Raw genomic sequence first — 18,031 nt, forward strand, 5'->3', positions numbered from 1 at the left:
CGACTGGTTGTTTCAGGTCGATGTCGAGCTCAAGACACCTCGGTTGGCCCCCTCTTCCTCCGGGAGAGGGCTGGGGTGAGGGGACTGATTGGGAGATGCTTCGGAGTTACGCCGACCTGAGCCTGCTTTACCGAATCCATAATCGACTGGTTGTTTCAGGTCGATGTCGAGCTCAAGACACCTCGGTTGGCCCCCTCTCCCTCCGGGAGAGGGCTGGGGTGAGGGTGCTTTTGCTTTCACCTCTCTCCAAGCCCAAGGCATACTTGCCCCCCTCCGCTCTGCAGATCACTGAACCGCCCCATGCGTATCCACGTCAGCTTCATCGACCGCGTCGGCATCACCCAGGAAGTCCTGGCTATCCTCGGTGGGCGCAACCTCAATCTGGATGCGGTGGAAATGATTCCGCCGAACGTCTATATCGACGCGCCGACCCTGAGCCCGCAAGTGCTCGAAGAGCTGAAAGATGCGTTGTTTCGCGTGCTCGGCGTGGAAGCGGTGACCGTGGTCGACATCCTCCCCGGCCAGCGTCGACACCTGCAACTCGATGCCTTGCTCGCGGCGATGACCGATCCCGTTTTGGCGCTCGACAGTGCCGGCAAGGTGCTGCTGGCCAACCCGGCGTTGATCGCGTTGTACGGCCGCGAACCGGCGGGTGAAAGCGTCTCTGAACTGTTCAACGATCCCGGCCTGCTCGACACCTTGCTCGAACACGGCTTCCGTTTGCCACTGCGCGAAATCACCGTCAACGGCCAGACCTTGCTGCTCGACGCCACGCCGATCACTGACGCCGGCGCTCTGCTGACCTTGTATCAACCGAACCGCATCGGCGAACAACTCTCGGCGCTGCACCACGACCACGCCGAAGGTTTCGATGCGCTGCTCGGCGAATCCCCGGCAATCCGCACCCTCAAGGCCCGCGCGCAAAGAGTCGCTGCCCTCGACGCGCCGCTGTTGATTCAAGGCGAAACCGGCACAGGCAAAGAACTGGTCGCCCGTGCCTGCCACGCGATCAGTGCGCGGCACAGCGCGCCGTTTCTGGCGTTGAACTGCGCAGCGCTACCGGAGAACCTCGCCGAAAGCGAACTGTTCGGCTACGCCCCCGGCGCCTTCACCGGCGCGGCGCGTGGCGGCAAACCGGGGCTGATGGAACTGGCCAACCAAGGCACGGTGTTTCTCGATGAGATCGGCGAGATGTCACCGTACTTGCAGGCCAAGCTGCTGCGTTTCTTGAACGACGGCAGCTTCCGCCGCGTCGGCGGTGATCGCGAAGTGAAGGTCAACGTGCGCATCCTCAGCGCAACCCACCGCGATCTGGAAAAAATGGTCAGCGAAGGCTTGTTCCGAGAGGATCTGTTCTATCGCCTCAACGTGCTCAACGTTGAAGTGCCGCCGCTGCGTGAACGCGGACAGGACATTTTGCTGTTGGCGCGTTATTTCATGCAGCAGGCCTGCGCGCAGATCCAGCGCCCGGTCTGCCGCCTCGCCCCGGGAACTTACCCGGCCCTGCTCGGCAACCGCTGGCCGGGCAACGTGCGGCAATTGCAGAACGTGATCTTCCGTGCGGCGGCGATTTGCGAGAGCAGCCTGGTCGATATCGGCGATCTCGACATCGCTGGCACCTCAGTGGCGCGACAAACCGACAGCGATGTCGACAGCCTCGAACAAGCGGTCGAATCCTTCGAAAAAGCGCTGCTGGAAAAACTCTACGTCAGCTACCCCTCGACCCGCCAACTGGCGAGCCGACTGCAGACTTCGCATACCGCTATCGCCCATCGACTGCGCAAGTACGGCATCCCCAACAAACCCTGAACACACCACGAATCCCCTGTAGGAGTGAGCCTGCTCGCGATAGCGGTCTGACATTCAACATTTGCGACGTCTGACACACCGCTATCGCGAGCAGGCTCACTCCTACATTTATTTGTGGCGGATTCGAAATCCGTTCAAAAACGACCTCCACCTGTACTGAAAACGCTACAGCGGAACGATATCGATACAGCCTCTTCTGATCACCGCTGTGCAAGGCTTTGATCCCGTTCAGCTTTTATCCTCGCTCCATGCTGTATCGATTTCGCTACACACGTCAGCACTCACCACACACAAAAACAACACAAATCATTGATTTATAACGATAAATCAACATTGGCCACATTCTTGCTAATCAACCCCTCATAAATAAGGGCCTTCGCGCCCGACTATTCCACCGCGTCCACCAGACGAGTCTGGCCCCCTGAGGAGTTTCCATGAGCGAGTTGCGTTTTACTGAAGATCACGAATGGCTGCGCACCGAAGCTGACGGCAGCGTTACTGTCGGCATCACCGCTTTCGCGCAGAACGCCTTGGGCGACGTGGTGTTCGTGCAACTGCCTGAATTGCAGGCATACGACAAAGGCGCCGAAGCCGCCACCGTGGAATCGGTAAAAGCCGCCAGCGGCGTGTACATGCCGCTTGATGGCGCAGTACTGGAAGTCAACCCGGCGCTGGACAGCAGCCCTGAACTGGTCAACGAAGATCCGCTGGGCGAAGGCTGGTTCTTCCGCTTCCAGCCAAGCGACGCTTCGGCCGTAGCCAAACTGCTCGACCAGGACGCGTACGACCGTCTGATCAAAGCCCAAGCCGAAGCCTGAGGAATACCGACATGAGCCAAATCAACCTCGGCACCGCCAACGAATTCATTGCCCGTCACATCGGCCCGCGCGCCGGTGACGAGCAAGCCATGCTCAACAGCCTCGGCTTCGATTCGCTCGAAGCCCTGAGCGCCAGCGTTATCCCGGAAAGCATCAAGGGCACCAGCGTGCTCGGCATGGACGACGGCCTCAGCGAAGCCGATGCCCTGGCGATGATCAAAGGCATCGCCGGCAAGAATCAGCTGTTCAAGACCTACATCGGCCAGGGCTACTACAACTGTCACACGCCGTCGCCGATCCTGCGCAACCTCTTGGAAAACCCGGCCTGGTACACCGCTTACACTCCGTACCAGCCAGAAATTTCCCAAGGCCGTCTCGAAGCGTTGCTGAACTTCCAGACGATGATCAGCGACCTCACCGGCCTGCCGATCGCCAACGCCTCCCTGCTCGACGAAGCCACCGCCGCTGCCGAAGCCATGACCTTCTGCAAACGCCTGAGCAAGAACAAGGGCAGCCACCAATTCTTCGCCTCGATCCACAGCCACCCGCAAACCCTCGACGTGCTGCGCACCCGTGCCGAGCCGCTGGGTATTGAAGTTGTAGTGGGCGATGAGCGTGAACTGACTGACGTGACGCCGTTCTTCGGCGCACTGCTGCAATACCCGGCGAGCAACGGTGATGTGTTCGACTACCGCGAACTGACCGAACGCTTCCACGCCGCCAACGCGTTGGTGGCCGTGGCCGCTGACCTGTTGGCCCTGACCTTGCTGACCGCTCCGGGTGAGTTCGGCGCCGATGTCGCTATCGGTTCTGCGCAACGTTTCGGCGTGCCGCTGGGCTTCGGTGGCCCGCACGCCGCTTACTTCTCCACCAAGGATGCGTTCAAGCGCGACATGCCGGGTCGTCTGGTCGGCGTGTCGGTTGACCGTTTCGGCAAGCCGGCCCTGCGTCTGGCCATGCAAACCCGCGAACAACACATCCGTCGCGAGAAGGCCACCTCGAACATCTGCACCGCGCAGGTGCTGTTGGCCAACATCGCCAGCATGTACGCCGTCTACCACGGCCCGAAAGGCCTGACGCAGATCGCCAACCGCGTGCATCACCTGACCGCGATTCTGGCCAAGGGCCTGACCGCGCTGGGCGCGAAAGTCGAACAAGCCAGTTTCTTCGACACCCTGACCGTCGCCACCGGCGCGAACACCGCCCCGCTGCACGACAAGGCGCACGCTGCGCAGATCAACCTGCGCGTGATCGACGCTCAGCGTCTGGGCCTGTCGGTCGACGAAACCACTACGCAGGCTGATATCGAAATCCTGTGGGGCCTGTTCGCCGACGGCAAGACCCTGCCGGACTTCGCTGCTCTCGCCGCCTCGGTGCAAAGCACCATCCCTGCTGCGCTGGTACGTCAGTCGCCAATCCTCAGCCACCCGGTGTTCAACCGTTATCACTCGGAAACCGAGCTGATGCGCTACCTGCGCAAATTGGCAGACAAGGATCTGGCGCTGGATCGCACCATGATCCCGCTGGGTTCGTGCACCATGAAACTCAACGCCGCCAGCGAAATGATCCCGGTGACCTGGGCTGAATTCGGTGCACTGCACCCGTTCGCACCGGCCGCGCAAAGTGCCGGTTACCAGCAACTGACCTTTGAGCTGGAAGCGATGCTCTGCGCCGCCACCGGTTACGACGCGATCTCGCTGCAACCGAACGCCGGTTCGCAAGGTGAATACGCAGGCCTGTTGGCGATTCGCGCTTATCACCAGAGTCGTGGCGATGAGCGTCGCGACATCTGCCTGATCCCGTCGTCCGCCCACGGCACCAACCCGGCCACCGCCAACATGGCCGGCATGCGTGTGGTCGTGACCGCGTGCGATGCGCGTGGCAACGTCGACATCGAAGACCTGCACGCCAAAGCCATCGAGCACCGCGAACACCTCGCCGCGCTGATGATCACTTACCCGTCGACCCACGGCGTGTTCGAAGAAGGCATCCGCGAAATCTGCGGGATCATTCATGACAACGGCGGCCAGGTGTACATCGACGGCGCCAACATGAACGCGATGGTCGGCCTCTGCGCACCGGGCAAGTTCGGCGGCGACGTCTCGCACCTGAACCTGCACAAAACCTTCTGCATCCCCCACGGCGGTGGCGGCCCGGGCGTCGGCCCGATTGGCGTCAAGTCGCACCTGACGCCGTTCCTGCCGGGCCACGGCCAGATGGAACGCAAGGAAGGCGCGGTCTGCGCGGCACCGTTCGGCAGCGCAAGCATTTTGCCGATCACCTGGATGTACATTCGCATGATGGGTGGCGCCGGTCTGAAGCGCGCTTCGCAGTTGGCGATCCTCAATGCCAACTACATTTCCCGTCGCCTCGAAGAGCACTACCCAGTGCTGTACACCGGCAGCAACGGTCTGGTGGCGCACGAGTGCATTCTGGATCTGCGTCCGTTGAAAGACAGCAGCGGCATCAGCGTTGATGACGTCGCCAAGCGCCTGATCGACTTCGGCTTCCACGCGCCAACCATGTCGTTCCCGGTCGCCGGCACGCTGATGATCGAGCCGACCGAAAGCGAATCCAAGGAAGAACTGGATCGCTTCTGCGACGCCATGATCCGCATCCGCGAAGAAATCCGCGCGGTGGAAAACGGCACGCTGGACAAGGACGACAACCCGCTGAAAAACGCTCCGCACACCGCGGCAGAGCTGGTTGGCGAGTGGACGCACCCGTACAGCCGCGAGCAGGCCGTGTACCCGGTAACGTCGCTGATCGAAGGCAAATACTGGCCACCGGTCGGTCGTGTCGACAACGTCTTCGGCGATCGCAACCTGGTCTGCGCCTGCCCGTCGATCGAAAGCTACGCTTAATTGAATGAGGGGCGGGTTTACCTGCCCCTTACTCCAGAACACCACAAAACACTGTGGGAGCGAGCTTGCTCGCGAAAGCGCTAGGTCAGCCAGCATTGATGGTGACTGACACTCCGCCTTCGCGAGCAAGCTCGCTCCCACAGGAGATGTAACCAGCCTGATATTTCGCCAATTCCTATAACAAGAAACCGGAGAACCACTCATGTCGTTAAGCGTGTTCGACCTGTTCAAGATTGGCATCGGCCCCTCCAGTTCCCACACCGTCGGCCCGATGCGTGCTGCTGCGCGTTTCGCCGAAGGCCTGCGACGTGAAAATCTGCTGACGGCCACCGCCAGCGTTCGCGTCGAGTTGTACGGTTCCCTCGGCGCCACCGGTAAAGGCCACGGCAGCGACAAAGCCGTGCTGCTCGGCCTCGAAGGCGAACACCCGGACACCGTTGATACCGAAACCGTCGCCGCGCGCCTGCAAGAGATTCGCGGCAACGCTCGACTCAACCTGCTCGGCGAACACAGCATTGCGTTCAACGAGAAAGAACACTTGGCGATGATCCGTAAGCCGTTGGCCTATCACCCCAACGGCATGATCTTCCGCGCCTTCGATGCAGCGGGCCTGCAGATTCGCAGCCGCGAGTACTACTCGGTCGGTGGTGGTTTTGTCGTCGATGAAGACGCGGCCGGTGCCGACCGCATCGTCGAAGACGCCACACCGCTGACTTTCCCGTTCAAAAGTGCCAAGGACCTGCTCGGTCATTGCGCCACCTACGGTCTGTCGATCAGCCAGGTGATGCTGACCAACGAAAGTGCCTGGCGCCCGGAGGCGGAAACCCGCGCCGGGCTGCTGAACATCTGGCAAGTGATGCAGGACTGCGTCGCCGCCGGTTGCCGTAACGAAGGCATCCTGCCCGGCGGTTTGAAGGTCAAACGCCGCGCGGCGGCGCTGCATCGGCAACTGTGCAAAAACCCTGAATCAGCGCTGCGCGATCCGTTGTCGGTGCTCGACTGGGTCAATCTCTACGCACTCGCGGTCAACGAAGAAAACGCCAACGGCGGGCGCGTGGTCACCGCACCCACCAACGGTGCGGCGGGGATTATTCCGGCGGTGTTGCATTACTACATGCGCTTTATCCCCGGCGCGAATGACGACGGTGTCGTGCGCTTTCTGCTGACTGCGGCGGCTATCGGCATTCTCTACAAGGAAAACGCCTCGATCTCCGGCGCCGAAGTCGGCTGTCAGGGTGAAGTCGGCGTGGCCTGTTCGATGGCGGCCGGCGCGTTGTGCGAAGTGCTCGGTGGCAGCGTTCAACAAGTCGAGAACGCGGCGGAAATCGGCATGGAACACAACCTCGGCCTGACCTGCGATCCGATTGGCGGACTGGTGCAGGTGCCGTGCATCGAGCGCAATGCGATGGGGTCGGTGAAAGCGATCAACGCGGTGCGCATGGCCATGCGTGGCGACGGCCAGCATTTCGTCTCCCTCGACAAAGTCATCCGCACCATGCGCCAGACCGGCGCCGACATGAAAAGCAAATACAAAGAGACCGCCCGCGGCGGTCTGGCGGTCAACATTATCGAATGCTAATTAGCCCCCTCTCCCTCCGGGAGAGGGCTGGGGTGAGGGGCTTTTGATCTTGATCTTGCCTCTTACCCCCAAACTCAAATTTTCAAGGAGCCACGCATGTCCACCGAACAATTGTCGAAAACCCCGCTGCACGCTCTGCACCTCGAACTCGGCGCCCGCATGGTGCCTTTCGCCGGCTACGACATGCCGGTGCAATACCCGCTCGGCGTCATGAAAGAACACCAGCACACCCGTGAACAGGCCGGGCTGTTCGACGTCTCGCACATGGGCCAGATCCGCCTGACCGGTGCCAACGCCGCCAAAGCCCTGGAAACCCTGGTGCCAGTGGACATCATCGACCTGCCGGTGGGCATGCAGCGTTACGCGATGTTCACCAACGACAACGGCGGCATCCTTGATGACCTGATGGTCGCCAACCTCGGCAACGACGAACTGTTCCTGGTGGTCAACGCCGCGTGCAAGGATCAGGATCTGGCTCACCTGCAAAAACACATCGGCGATCAGTGCACCATTACGGCGCTGTTCGAAGAGCGCGCACTGCTGGCATTGCAGGGTCCGGCGGCGGTCACCGTGCTGGCGCGCCTGGCACCTTCCGTTGAAAAAATGACTTTTATGCAGTTTGCCCGTGTCAGCCTGCTGGGTGTCGACTGCTTCGTCAGCCGCTCGGGCTACACCGGTGAAGACGGTTTCGAAATCTCCGTTCCGGCCGCCGACGCGGAAAAACTCGCGCGCGCCCTGCTCGCCGAACCGGAAGTCCAGGCCATCGGCCTCGGCGCCCGCGACTCGCTGCGCCTCGAAGCCGGCCTGTGCCTGTATGGCCACGACATGAACACCGAGACCACGCCAATCGAAGCCAGTCTGCTGTGGGCAATGTCCAAGCCTCGCCGCGCTGATGGCGCGCGGGCCGGCGGTTTCCCGGGCGCGGAAAACATTTTCGCCCAGCAACAGAATGGCGTCGCACGCAAACGCGTCGGCTTGCTGCCACAGGAACGCACGCCAGTGCGTGAAGGCGCAGAAATCGTCAACGAAGCCGGCGAAATCATTGGCAGCGTGTGCAGCGGCGGTTTCGGTCCGACCTTGGGCGGACCGTTGGCAATGGGTTACCTCGACAGCGCTTATGTCACGCTCGATACACCCGTTTGGGCCATCGTGCGTGGGAAAAAGGTGCAAATGCTTGTAAGCAAAATGCCATTTGTTCCACAACGCTACTATCGTGGTTGATTGACTGTTTCTATAAGTAACGCGATTGCGTAATGCGTGCACTAATGTGTCACGCAATCGCCACAAAAAAGTGCATTTTCTAACAATCGATTCGAATATGAACTTTGCTTATAACGTTCGAAAACAATTGAACAAGCGAATCGTCTAAGCCGCACTAGTGGAATGACTAACTGCCAGCAAGCGCAGCAAATCCGGGGCCTTCACGGGGCTTGTTTTTTCTCCCGTAGTTGGCGTAGAGTTTGTCCACTGTGTTTGCATGGGTCAGCTTGGAATCGTGACCTGGGCAGTAGCCTACAAGTTAGCTACATCCCGTTCGACGTCTTCTTACTCTCCTGCAACCAGCCCCAGTACTCTTTCATGAGAAAGAGACTGTCATCAATTTATGCGTCAAAGGAAATAAGAAATGTCCACACGTCAGAGCGGTACCGTCAAGTGGTTTAACGACGAGAAAGGTTTTGGTTTTATCACTCCAGAAAGCGGTCCGGATCTGTTCGTGCATTTCCGCGCCATTCAGGGCAACGGCTTCAAAAGCCTGAAAGAAGGCCAGAAAGTGACCTTCGTTGCTGTACAGGGCCAGAAAGGCATGCAGGCTGACGAAGTACAAGCAGAAGCCTGATTTTCTGTTACGAAAAAGCCCCTGATATTGATATCAGGGGCTTTTTTGTGCGCGCGAATCCGTAAAATGGCGCTTCCATTTGCGTCCAGAGGCTGCCATGTCGAAAAACCTGCTCACTCCCCAGGGCGATTTTCCTGCCGTTGGCCTGGGCCGTCGTCTGGCTGCGATGTTCTATGACTTTCTGCTGTGTACTGCCCTGCTGATCGTCACTGGGTTCGTTTACAAGTTGATCCAGGCAGCGATCATCGGCGAGGAACGCCTGCGCGTGCTGACCGACGCCGGAAAAATGGACGGTGATCCGCTCTACTCCACCGTGCTGCTGCTGGTGTTGTTCGCATTCTTCGCCAAGTTCTGGACCCATGGCGGGCAGACACTGGGCATGCAGGTGTGGGGCATTCGCGTGCAGAACGCCGATGGCACGGCGATCAGCCTGTGGCAGGCGCTGTTGCGCTTTATGGTGTCGATTGCGTCGTGGGCGTGCGCAGGGCTGGGATTCTTCTGGTCGCTGTACGACAAGCAGAAGCGTACGTGGCATGACATCTATTCCGATACCCGCGTGGTGCGACTCCCGAAAAAGACCCAATAACTTCCAGACGCCAAATATCACTGTAGGAGTGAGCCTGCTCGCGATAGCGGTGTGTCAGTCAACATAATTGTTATCTGACACACAGCTATCGCGAGCAGGCTCACTCCTACAGGTTTATTCGTTGCCTGAATGACCTCAGGCGTTACCGGCCAGCTTCATCCGCGCCGCCTGGGTGAAGTCGAGCATGCGCTTCAACGGGCGAATCGCCTGCGGAATAAGCGCCGGATCAACAAAGATTTCGTTCGTGCCTTCCTTCAAGCTCTTGAGCGTGCGCTCAAGGGTGTTCATTGCCATCCACGGGCAGTGTGCGCAACTGCGGCACGCGGCGCCGTTACCGGCCGTTGGCGCCTCGATAAAGACCTTGTCCGGGCACAACTGCTGCATCTTGTAGAAGATGCCACGGTCGGTGGCAACGATCAGGGTCTTGTTCGGCAACGACTGTGCAGCGGCAATCAGCTGACTGGTAGAACCGACGGCGTCCGCCAGCTCGATCACCGACGTTGGCGATTCCGGATGCACTAGAATCGCAGCGTCCGGATACAGCGCTTTCATGTCTTCGAGCTGCTTGGACTTGAACTCTTCGTGAACGATGCACGCGCCGTCCCAGAGCAGCATGTCGGCGCCGGTCTTGCGCTGAATGTAGGTGCCCAGATGCTTGTCAGGGCCCCAGATGATCGTCTCGCCGTTGTCCATCAGGCTTTCGACGATCTCTAGCGCGCAACTCGATGTCACTACCCAGTCAGCCCGCGCTTTAACCGCTGCGGAGGTGTTGGCGTAGACCACCACCGTGCGCTCCGGGTGCTGATCACAGAACGCCGAGAACTCATCGACCGGGCAACCCAGATCCAGCGAGCAGGTCGCTTCGAGGGTTGGCATCAGCACGCGTTTTTCCGGGTTGAGAATCTTCGCGGTCTCGCCCATGAACTTCACGCCGGCGACCACCACGGTTTTGGCCGGGTGAGCATTGCCGAAGCGGGCCATTTCCAGGGAATCGGAGACGCAACCGCCGGTTTCTTCGGCCAGAGCCTGAATTACCGGGTCGCAATAAAAGTGGGCCACCAGCACCGCGTCCTGAGCCTTGAGCTCGGCGGCGATGGCGGAACGGTAATAAGCCTCTTCCTCAGCGGTCAGCGGTTTAGGCTGTTTGGCATCGAGGTGGGCTTGAACCAGAAGGCGTTCGGAAATCTGCGTCATGTTCGCAAGACCTGCAGGCGCGTTCGCGCGAAAGTCGAGTATACACCCGGCTCCGGACCGCTTGAGGGTACCGCCGGGAGAGTGAGTATTATCAGGCACGGACAGCATTGAAGCTGCGCAAGGCTACAGAATATCCCGTTGATACAAAAGATGATTCTGACCTGCGTCAACGCTGCGGGTAGTGAAATAACGCATGGCCAAATTGCAGGCAAAAAAAAACCCGGAAATCCTCACTTTCGTGGGCCTTCCGGATTTTCTAAACCGCCAAATATGGTGGGTCGTGTGGGATTCGAACCTACGACCAATTGGTTAAAAGCCAACTGCTCTACCAACTGAGCTAACGACCCGCTGTGTGGTGGCGCGTATAATACTGATTTTTAAGGACTATTCAACACCTTTTTGAAAATAATCAAAAATAAGGTGTTGGGTCGTCCACACCAGCGGCCGCGAAGCCCTCTGCGCGCAGGCGGCAGCTGTCGCATTTACCGCACGCGCGGCCATCATCGTCAGCCTGATAGCAGGAAACGGTGAGGCCATAATCAACGCCAAGCTTCACACCGGCCTGGACGATCTGCGCCTTGCTCAGGTTCTGCAACGGCGCCTGGATGCGGAAGCCATTGCCTTCCACGCCAGCCTTGGTCGCCAGATTGGCCATGCGCTCGAACGACTCGATAAACTCGGGACGGCAATCCGGGTAACCGGAATAATCCACCGCGTTGACACCAATAAAGATGTCGCGCGCGCCGAGCACTTCTGCCCAGCCCAACGCCAGCGACAAGAACACCGTGTTACGCGCCGGCACGTACGTCACTGGAATGCCTTCGCCCAGCGCTTCGGGGATGTCGATGCTGGTGTCGGTCAGGGCTGATCCGCCCATGCCATTGAGGTTCAGGCCAATCACCTTGTGCTCGATCACACCCAGGTCGCGGGCGACGCGGGCAGCGGCGTGCAGTTCGGCATGAGAACGCTGGCCGTAATCGAAACTCATGGTGTAGCAGCTGTAGCCTTCGGCGCGGGCCATGGCCACAACGGTGGCCGAGTCCAGACCACCGGACAGCAGGATGACCGCACGCTTTTCGGTGGTGTTCAGTTGTTCGGTCATATCAGCGCCCCGGCTCGTCATTCCACAGATATTTATGCAACTGCAACTGCAACCGCACTGGCAGATTGTCTGCCACCACCCAATCCGCCAGATCCCTAGCATTGAGGTCATGGTGACTTGGGGAAAACAGCACTTCGCCAGCGCGCCGATCAAGACCGTACTGAATCAGCTTGGAGACGGCCCAGTCATAGTCGTCGCGCGAACAGATGACAAACTTCACCTGATCGTTGGGCGTCAGCAGTTCGATGTTCTCGTAACGGTTGCGGTGGGCTTCTTTCGAGTCCGGCGTTTTCAGATCGACAACGCGACTGACGCGCGGGTCGACCGCCGAGACGTCGAGGGCGCCGCTGGTTTCCAGCGAGACCTCATAACCGGCATCACACAACTGTTTAAGCAAAGGAATGGCGTTCGGCTGTGCCAACGGCTCGCCGCCGGTGACGCAGACGTAGCGCGGACGAAATCCGGCCACTTGCTCGAGGATATCGTCGAGGGTGCGCACGGTGCCGCCACTGAACGCGTAGGCGCTGTCGCAGTATTGGCAACGCAAAGGGCAACCGGTCAGGCGCACAAAAACCGTGGGCAGCCCGGCAGTCCGCGTTTCCCCCTGCAACGAGTAGAAAACTTCGGTGATTCTCAATGTGTCTTGCATAGTCGCCACGGGCGTAACAGCTAAACAGGCTGTCCGCCTCCGTCAGGCACTTCAGGCAATCCCGCCAACGCGTAGACCGCAAGAAGCGTGTTTCAGAAAAAGGGCGTGAATTCTAACGAAAAAACCCGCGACAAGCGCGGGTTTCTTCCAAACGGGTCAAGCTTGCTTACATGCGTTGCAGATCGCGTTGAGCCAACTGAGCGGCAGAGGTACCCGGGTATTGGGCCACCACCTGCTGCAAAATGCCTTTGACCTTGTCGGTATGACCGAGGCGGCGCTCTACATCAGCCAGCTTGTACAGCGAATCCGGCACTTTGGCGTGCTTGGGATACAGCTGCGAAACCTTGGCGAAAGCCTGACCTGCGCCTTGCAGATCGCCTTTGGCCAGATTCACTTCACCCAACCAGTACTGGGCGTTGCCCGCGTATTGGCTGTTCGGGTATTTGCGCAGGAAAGCGGCAAAAGCCTGGCTGGCCTTGTCGAAATCCTTGGCTTTGATCAGGTCGAAAGCGGCATCGTAATACAGCTTTTCCTTGGCCGGATCACCCGGTTCGCTACTTGCAGCAGGTGCCTGGGCAGCAGCCCCGGCGCCAGCGGCAGCACCGGCAGCAGCACTTGCACCGCCACCGGCAGAAGAATTCTCAGGAGTCGCGGCAGGTGCAGCACCGGATCCTATGCGCCGATCAAGATCCTGGTATCGCTCCAGGGATTCCTGCTTCATGCGCGCAACTTGATTCTGCAGTTCTTCAATCACACCTTGCTGGCGCGATATCTGATCCTGCATTTGTTGCAGTTGGTTGAACAGCATGCCTTGTGCCGAGGCAGGGGCCGAAGCCGCTCCCCCGGCATAGGCGCCGTTCGTACCGTAACCTGCAGGCGGATAACTGCTCCCGCTATTGTTATAACCGGAGTTGTCATCGACCACAGGAACCGCAGCCCACGCCGCAAGCGGCGCGAGACTGAGAGCCAGAACAGTTACAGCACGACGGCACGTTCGCATATCGAATTACTTACGCAGTTCGACGCGACGGTTTTGAGCCCAGGACTGCTCGTCGTTGCCGGTAGCAACTGGACGCTCTTCGCCGTAGGAAACCAGTTCCAGCTGAGCTGGGGAAACACCTTGCAGTACCAGGTAGCGTTGAACGGCTTTCGCACGACGCTCGCCCAGTGCCATGTTGTACTCACGAGTACCACGTTCGTCGGTGTTGCCTTCCAGAACAACGCGAGCGCCGTTTGCTTTCAGGTCTTTGGCGTGAACGTCCAGAGCGCGCATGGCTTCTGGCTTCAGGTCCGAGCTGTCGTATTCGAAGTAGAAGGTGGTGATTGCGCGCAGAGCAGCTTCTTCGCTCAGGGAACCGTCAACGGCACCAGTGTTTGCGCCGTAACCAGCGTTTGGATCAACAGCGCCTTCACCGGCGTTGTCGCCGCCTTTGGACGAGCAACCTACAGCTACAGCCATGGCCAGAGCCAGCGCAGCAAATTTACCAAACTTCAGCATTTCCATCGTGAAACTCCTAATGAACCCCAGTGTGTTAAGTAAAACGTGTAGCGCCCGCTCACTTCAGGTAAGGGGACCAGGACGGTTCTCTGACTTCGCCTTGAGCGGTAGGAAGCGGGAGCCTAACGCGTCCATTAATGGACACGAGCATCAAGACTCCCCGGCCCTGTTGGCGGGTGGCGTAGATTACCATGGTGCCGTTGGGCGCAACAGTAGGTGACTCGTCCAGAGTGCTATCAGTGAGGATCTTTACACTACCTCGCTGCAGATCCTGTGCCGCCACCTTGAAATTGGTGAAGCCATCCTGACGATGAATCATCACCAAAGTCTTTTCATCTGCCGACAGTTTCGGGTTGGCGTTGTAGTTGCCAATGAACGTCACACGCTCGGCACCACCGCCACTGGCGCTGGTTTTGTAGATCTGAGGCTTGCCGCCGCGGTCCGAGGTGAAGTAGATGGTCGAACCATCCTTGCCCCAGTACGGTTCGGTGTTGATGCCAGGACCTGCGGTCACGCGAGTGATCTGACGCGAAGCCAGGTTCATCACGTAGATGTCCGGGTTACCGTCCTTCGACAGGACGAACGCCAGGCGATCGCCATTCGGCGACCACGCCGGTGCACCGTTCAGGCCTTCGAAGTTGGTGATCTGCTCACGGCGACCGGTGTCGATGTTCTGCATGAAGATGCGCGGACGCTTCTGCTCGAACGACACGTAGGCGATGCGTTTGCCATCCGGTGCGAAGCGCGGCGACAGGATCGGCTCACGCGATTGCAGCAGAGTCACCGCACGCGCACCGTCATAGTCCGAACGCTGCAGGGTGTAACGGGTGTTCTTCTCGGAGAAGCGTTCAGCCGTCACATAAAGCAGGCGAGTCGAGAACGCACCTTCAATACCGGTCAGTTTCTGGAACGACTGGTCGGAGATGAAGTGCGCCATGTCACGCAATTGCTCGGTAGTACCGGAAACACTGCCGTCTGCCACTTTCTGCTCGGTGGCTACGTTAAACAGTGCCCACTGCACCTGCAGGCGACCGCCGGCTGGAGCAATGCTGCCGACCATCATGTACTGAGCGCCTACCGCCTTCCAGTCACGGAAGATGATTTCGCTCGGCTGGCTTGGCTGGCTGATCATGTTTTGCTTTGGAATCGGCGAGTAGTAGCCCGAGTTGCGCAAATCGTTACCAATGATTTCAGCCATGTCGTCCGGCAGCACGGCACCGCCCTGCATACCGAACGGTACAACGGCGATCGGAGTAGCCCGATCGCTGCCGCTGGTAACCAGAATGTTCTTTTCATCCGCCATCGCGATCCCTGCCATGCAGCAGATCACGACCAGCATTCCTCGAAGAAGGTTTCTCACAAGGCTAGATCCTCAGGTGTGAATGTCATCTTGAATGAACGATACGGAGCGAAATCGCTCGGCTTCATTCCCTGCATTTCTGTCAAACGTCCAATATTCTTGACCGCTGCCACTGCCGAAGCATCGAACGGACCATCGCCACTGGACTTGGCCACGCTGACCGAAGTCACCGTACCGTCCGGCAACATGCCGATCTGCAGCACAACCGTCATGCCTTTGCGTGCCGAAGGTGGACGGGCCCAGCCTTCTGCTGCTCGCGCACGAATCAGGTCATCGAAACTGCCCGCAACTTCGTCGCCCTGCTCATCGGCCAAGGCCTGCTGGCGCTGCGGCGTATCGGAAAGCAAATCGGCCAAGGCCTGAGCCTTTTTGTCTTCGGTCGATTTACGTGCCGCATCCTGCGCTTTCTTCTTCGCAGCATCGGCAGCAGCTTTCTTCTTCGCTTCGTCGGCGATTTTCTTCTTCGCCTCTTCAGCTTCAGCTTTCTTCTTGGCGTCTTCGGCGGCTTTCTTCTTCGCGTCTTCGACGATCTTCTTCTTGGCTTCTTCAGCAGCGGCTTTCTTGGCCTCTTCTTCAGCAGCCTTTTTCGCTTCTTCTTCAGATTTCTTCTTGGCTATATCAGCCAATTGTTTCTCTTCGGCCTTCTTGGCTTCGGCGGTCTTCTTGGCTTCATCGGCTTTTTTGGCTTCATCAGCCTTTTTCGCCTCGTCCGCTTTTTTCGACTCGTCGGCCTTCTTGGCTTCCTCGGCTTTTTGAGCCGCTTCTTCTTTCTTTTGTTCCGCAACGGCCTTGATCTCTTCCTGCTCGACCTTCTTCTGTTCCATCTGCTCGACTTCGGTCTGGCGCGCGGCGGATTTCTTCGCCTCACCCGCAATCTTCTGATTGGTCTGGGTGGTTGCCTGACTTTTCGATTTCAGTTGGTACAAGGTCGCCTGGACAATCGGTTTGGCCGGCGGCAGCTCTGGTGTAAAGGCAAAACTGACGAACAGCATGCCGAACACCAGCACGTGCAGGACAATTGCCAGAACACTAGGCCAGAAGTAGCTTTCCGAGGCGGACGGCTCTCGCTGTTGCTGCATCAGGGGGCCTCGGTAATCAAACCAACATTACCGACCCCGGCTTTCTGCAACCCGCCCATGGCGCCCATGACGGAACCATAATCGACGGTTTTGTCACCGCGGATGAAGACCTGGGTACGCTTGCCGCCTTCAGTGCCGGCACGAATGATTTTGGTCACCGCGTCGGTCATTTGCGGCAGGGTCATGGCCCTGTCCTGTTGCTTCTCGGTGTCGACTTCGCTGCCAAGGTTCCAGTAGTAGGTCTTGTCAGCCTTGATCGAAATGGTCAGGACCTGAGTGTTGTTGTCCTGCGGCAAGGCTTCGCTGGAAACCTTGGGCAGATCAACTTTCACGCCCTGATTGAGCATCGGCGCGGTCACCATGAAGATAACCAGCAGCACCAACATCACGTCGATGTAAGGCACCACGTTCATCTCGGCAACCGGCTTGCGCTTTTTGCGAGCTCGAGCGATTAAAGCCATTGGAAATTACCTGCTTATTCTTCGCTGGTGTGCACTTTGCGGTGCAGGATCGCCTGGAATTCATCGGCGAAGGTGTAGTAGCGGCCCAGCAAGGTTTCGCTGCGAGCGGCGAAACGGTTGTAAGCAATAACAGCCGGGATCGCCGCGAACAGGCCGATCGCGGTGGCGATCAGGGCTTCAGCGATACCCGGAGCCACAGTGGCCAGGGTTGCTTGCTGGGCGCTGGCCAGACCGCGGAAGGAGTTCATGATGCCCCACACCGTACCGAACAGACCGATGTACGGGCTGACCGAACCGACGGTGGCGAGGAACGGCAGGCTCTGCTCGAGTTTCTCTTCTTCACGCGAGATGGCGACGCGCATGGCACGGGCCACGCCTTCCATGACCGCTTCAGGATCGACACCTGGCTGCTGACGCAGACGGGAGAATTCCTTGAAACCGGCACGGAAGATCTGCTCCACGCCCGAATCCGGATCAGGATTGCTGCCCGCCTGACGGTACAGCTTGGACAGATCGATACCCGACCAGAAGCGCTCTTCGAAGCTCTCCAGGGCGCGTCGACCGGCGCGCAGCAGATTGCTGCGCTGAAAGATCATGATCCATGAGGTCACCGATGCGGCCACCAGGGTCAACATTACCAACTGCACCACGATGCTGGCATTGCTGACCAGGCTCCACATGGAGGAATGGTCGACGACGTTAGCTTCCACGCTTTATCTCCTGCTTTGAGTGTGTACCCGGGCCGACCGCGTCGGCGAAGGCCGCACGCAAGTCTTCGGGAAGGGCCCGGGGTTTCAAACTGTTAGTGCGCACACAGGCCACCAAAAACTGCCCCTCACAGAGCAGCACATTATCCGTTGCCCGCCTGACCTGCTGTTTGAAGCGCAGGCTGACCCGGTTCAATTCGATTACATCAGCGCTTACCAGCAGTTCGTCGTCCAGTCGCGCCGGCGCGTGGTAACGCGCTTCGCTGGAGTGCACGACAAACAACAGATCCTCCCCGGCAAGCTGCGATTGGGCAAAGCCCAGCTCGCGGAGCCGCTCGGTTCGAGCCCGTTCCATAAACTTGAGGTAATTAACGTAATACACGATGCCGCCCGCATCGGTGTCCTCGTAATAAACGCGACAACGATGTGCGAACGGCTCAAGCCCGTTTTGCGCGCGCATACTCTAGTGCTTACTCCTCAGGTTGCCA

17 protein-coding genes and 1 tRNA gene are annotated in these 18,031 nt (G+C 59.0%); 7 read left to right on the plus strand and 11 right to left on the minus strand.

What is annotated here, in order from left to right; translation table 11 throughout:
- Positions 1 to 300: 300 nt before the first annotated feature.
- The 7 genes from ACWR1S_RS06430 (at position 301) to ACWR1S_RS06460 (ending at position 9,493) form a co-directional block, all read left to right on the plus strand.
- Positions 301 to 1,809 (plus strand): sigma-54-dependent transcriptional regulator, encoded by a 1,509-nt coding sequence (locus ACWR1S_RS06430; protein WP_454562874.1) that lies wholly within the window; start codon positions 301 to 303, stop codon positions 1,807 to 1,809.
- Between the two features lie 434 nt (positions 1,810 to 2,243).
- A complete protein-coding gene (gene gcvH / locus ACWR1S_RS06435; protein WP_454562875.1) occupies positions 2,244 to 2,627 on the plus strand; it encodes a glycine cleavage system protein GcvH in 384 nt (127 codons plus the stop codon).
- A gap of 11 nt (positions 2,628 to 2,638) precedes the next feature.
- Positions 2,639 to 5,491, plus strand: a complete 2,853-nt coding sequence (gene gcvP / locus ACWR1S_RS06440; protein ID WP_454562876.1) for an aminomethyl-transferring glycine dehydrogenase — start codon at positions 2,639 to 2,641, stop codon at positions 5,489 to 5,491.
- 202 nt (positions 5,492 to 5,693) lie between these two features.
- Positions 5,694 to 7,070, plus strand: a complete 1,377-nt coding sequence (locus ACWR1S_RS06445; protein ID WP_053123066.1) for an L-serine ammonia-lyase — start codon at positions 5,694 to 5,696, stop codon at positions 7,068 to 7,070.
- Between the two features lie 96 nt (positions 7,071 to 7,166).
- A complete protein-coding gene (gene gcvT, locus ACWR1S_RS06450; protein WP_454562877.1) occupies positions 7,167 to 8,291 on the plus strand; it encodes a glycine cleavage system aminomethyltransferase GcvT in 1,125 nt (374 codons plus the stop codon).
- Positions 8,292 to 8,694: 403 nt separating this feature from the next.
- Positions 8,695 to 8,907, plus strand: a complete 213-nt coding sequence (locus ACWR1S_RS06455; protein WP_003227496.1) for a cold-shock protein — start codon at positions 8,695 to 8,697, stop codon at positions 8,905 to 8,907.
- Between the two features lie 97 nt (positions 8,908 to 9,004).
- Positions 9,005 to 9,493 carry an RDD family protein gene (locus ACWR1S_RS06460; RefSeq protein WP_454562878.1) on the plus strand — a complete coding sequence of 163 codons (489 nt, stop codon included), beginning with the start codon at positions 9,005 to 9,007 and terminating at the stop codon, positions 9,491 to 9,493.
- A gap of 135 nt (positions 9,494 to 9,628) precedes the next feature.
- Here the strand turns inward: ACWR1S_RS06460 and nadA are convergent, their stop codons facing one another.
- The 11 genes from nadA to ybgC all read right to left on the minus strand — a co-directional run bounded on the left by nadA (position 9,629) and on the right by ybgC (position 18,003).
- The gene (gene nadA / locus ACWR1S_RS06465) at positions 9,629 to 10,687 is read right to left on the minus strand and encodes a quinolinate synthase NadA (protein WP_016773509.1); all 1,059 of its coding nucleotides are present in this window, start codon (positions 10,685 to 10,687) and stop codon (positions 9,629 to 9,631) included.
- A gap of 271 nt (positions 10,688 to 10,958) precedes the next feature.
- Positions 10,959 to 11,034: transfer RNA gene (locus tag ACWR1S_RS06470), tRNA-Lys, on the minus strand.
- A 62-nt stretch (positions 11,035 to 11,096) separates the two neighbouring features.
- On the minus strand, positions 11,097 to 11,789 hold the full coding sequence (gene queC, locus ACWR1S_RS06475) for a 7-cyano-7-deazaguanine synthase QueC (RefSeq protein ID WP_454562879.1): 693 nt from the start codon (positions 11,787 to 11,789) through the stop codon (positions 11,097 to 11,099).
- A 1-nt stretch (position 11,790) separates the two neighbouring features.
- Positions 11,791 to 12,438: a 7-carboxy-7-deazaguanine synthase QueE gene (gene queE / locus ACWR1S_RS06480; RefSeq protein WP_007912722.1), complete on the minus strand. Its 648-nt coding sequence runs from the start codon at positions 12,436 to 12,438 to the stop codon at positions 11,791 to 11,793.
- Between the two features lie 166 nt (positions 12,439 to 12,604).
- Positions 12,605 to 13,438 (minus strand): tol-pal system protein YbgF, encoded by an 834-nt coding sequence (ybgF, locus tag ACWR1S_RS06485; RefSeq protein WP_454562880.1) that lies wholly within the window; start codon positions 13,436 to 13,438, stop codon positions 12,605 to 12,607.
- A gap of 6 nt (positions 13,439 to 13,444) precedes the next feature.
- Positions 13,445 to 13,942 carry a peptidoglycan-associated lipoprotein Pal gene (gene pal / locus ACWR1S_RS06490; protein ID WP_003178634.1) on the minus strand — a complete coding sequence of 166 codons (498 nt, stop codon included), beginning with the start codon at positions 13,940 to 13,942 and terminating at the stop codon, positions 13,445 to 13,447.
- Between the two features lie 52 nt (positions 13,943 to 13,994).
- Positions 13,995 to 15,275: a Tol-Pal system beta propeller repeat protein TolB gene (tolB, locus tag ACWR1S_RS06495; RefSeq protein ID WP_172828178.1), complete on the minus strand. Its 1,281-nt coding sequence runs from the start codon at positions 15,273 to 15,275 to the stop codon at positions 13,995 to 13,997.
- A 17-nt stretch (positions 15,276 to 15,292) separates the two neighbouring features.
- Complete coding sequence (gene tolA / locus ACWR1S_RS06500; protein WP_454562881.1) at positions 15,293 to 16,375, minus strand: cell envelope integrity protein TolA; 1,083 nt, start codon at positions 16,373 to 16,375, stop codon at positions 15,293 to 15,295.
- Positions 16,375 to 16,827, minus strand: coding sequence for a protein TolR (tolR, locus tag ACWR1S_RS06505; protein ID WP_161806672.1), 453 nt, complete (start codon positions 16,825 to 16,827; stop codon positions 16,375 to 16,377). The genes tolA and tolR overlap by 1 nt, the downstream gene beginning before the upstream one ends.
- Positions 16,828 to 16,850: 23 nt before the next feature.
- Positions 16,851 to 17,546 carry a protein TolQ gene (gene tolQ / locus ACWR1S_RS06510; protein ID WP_008080223.1) on the minus strand — a complete coding sequence of 232 codons (696 nt, stop codon included), beginning with the start codon at positions 17,544 to 17,546 and terminating at the stop codon, positions 16,851 to 16,853.
- Positions 17,536 to 18,003, minus strand: a complete 468-nt coding sequence (gene ybgC, locus ACWR1S_RS06515; protein ID WP_007912735.1) for a tol-pal system-associated acyl-CoA thioesterase — start codon at positions 18,001 to 18,003, stop codon at positions 17,536 to 17,538. The genes tolQ and ybgC overlap by 11 nt, the downstream gene beginning before the upstream one ends.
- Positions 18,004 to 18,031 lie beyond the last annotated feature (28 nt).

Source organism: Pseudomonas sp. AIG (assembly GCF_977020205.1).

Bases quoted from the DNA above. Each gene is read 5' to 3' on its own strand.
- ACWR1S_RS06430 (WP_454562874.1), top strand. From the start codon at position 301: ATGCGTATCCACGTCAGCTTCATCGACCGCGTCGGCATCACCCAGGAA.
- gcvH (WP_454562875.1), top strand. From the start codon at position 2,244: ATGAGCGAGTTGCGTTTTACTGAAGATCACGAATGGCTGCGCACCGAA.
- gcvP (WP_454562876.1), top strand. From the start codon at position 2,639: ATGAGCCAAATCAACCTCGGCACCGCCAACGAATTCATTGCCCGTCAC.
- ACWR1S_RS06445 (WP_053123066.1), top strand. From the start codon at position 5,694: ATGTCGTTAAGCGTGTTCGACCTGTTCAAGATTGGCATCGGCCCCTCC.
- gcvT (WP_454562877.1), top strand. From the start codon at position 7,167: ATGTCCACCGAACAATTGTCGAAAACCCCGCTGCACGCTCTGCACCTC.
- ACWR1S_RS06455 (WP_003227496.1), top strand. From the start codon at position 8,695: ATGTCCACACGTCAGAGCGGTACCGTCAAGTGGTTTAACGACGAGAAA.
- ACWR1S_RS06460 (WP_454562878.1), top strand. From the start codon at position 9,005: ATGTCGAAAAACCTGCTCACTCCCCAGGGCGATTTTCCTGCCGTTGGC.
- nadA (WP_016773509.1), bottom strand. From the start codon at position 10,687: ATGACGCAGATTTCCGAACGCCTTCTGGTTCAAGCCCACCTCGATGCC.
- queC (WP_454562879.1), bottom strand. From the start codon at position 11,789: ATGACCGAACAACTGAACACCACCGAAAAGCGTGCGGTCATCCTGCTG.
- queE (WP_007912722.1), bottom strand. From the start codon at position 12,438: ATGCAAGACACATTGAGAATCACCGAAGTTTTCTACTCGTTGCAGGGG.
- ybgF (WP_454562880.1), bottom strand. From the start codon at position 13,438: ATGCGAACGTGCCGTCGTGCTGTAACTGTTCTGGCTCTCAGTCTCGCG.
- pal (WP_003178634.1), bottom strand. From the start codon at position 13,942: ATGGAAATGCTGAAGTTTGGTAAATTTGCTGCGCTGGCTCTGGCCATG.
- tolB (WP_172828178.1), bottom strand. From the start codon at position 15,275: ATGCTGGTCGTGATCTGCTGCATGGCAGGGATCGCGATGGCGGATGAA.
- tolA (WP_454562881.1), bottom strand. From the start codon at position 16,375: ATGCAGCAACAGCGAGAGCCGTCCGCCTCGGAAAGCTACTTCTGGCCT.
- ybgC (WP_007912735.1), bottom strand. From the start codon at position 18,003: ATGCGCGCGCAAAACGGGCTTGAGCCGTTCGCACATCGTTGTCGCGTT.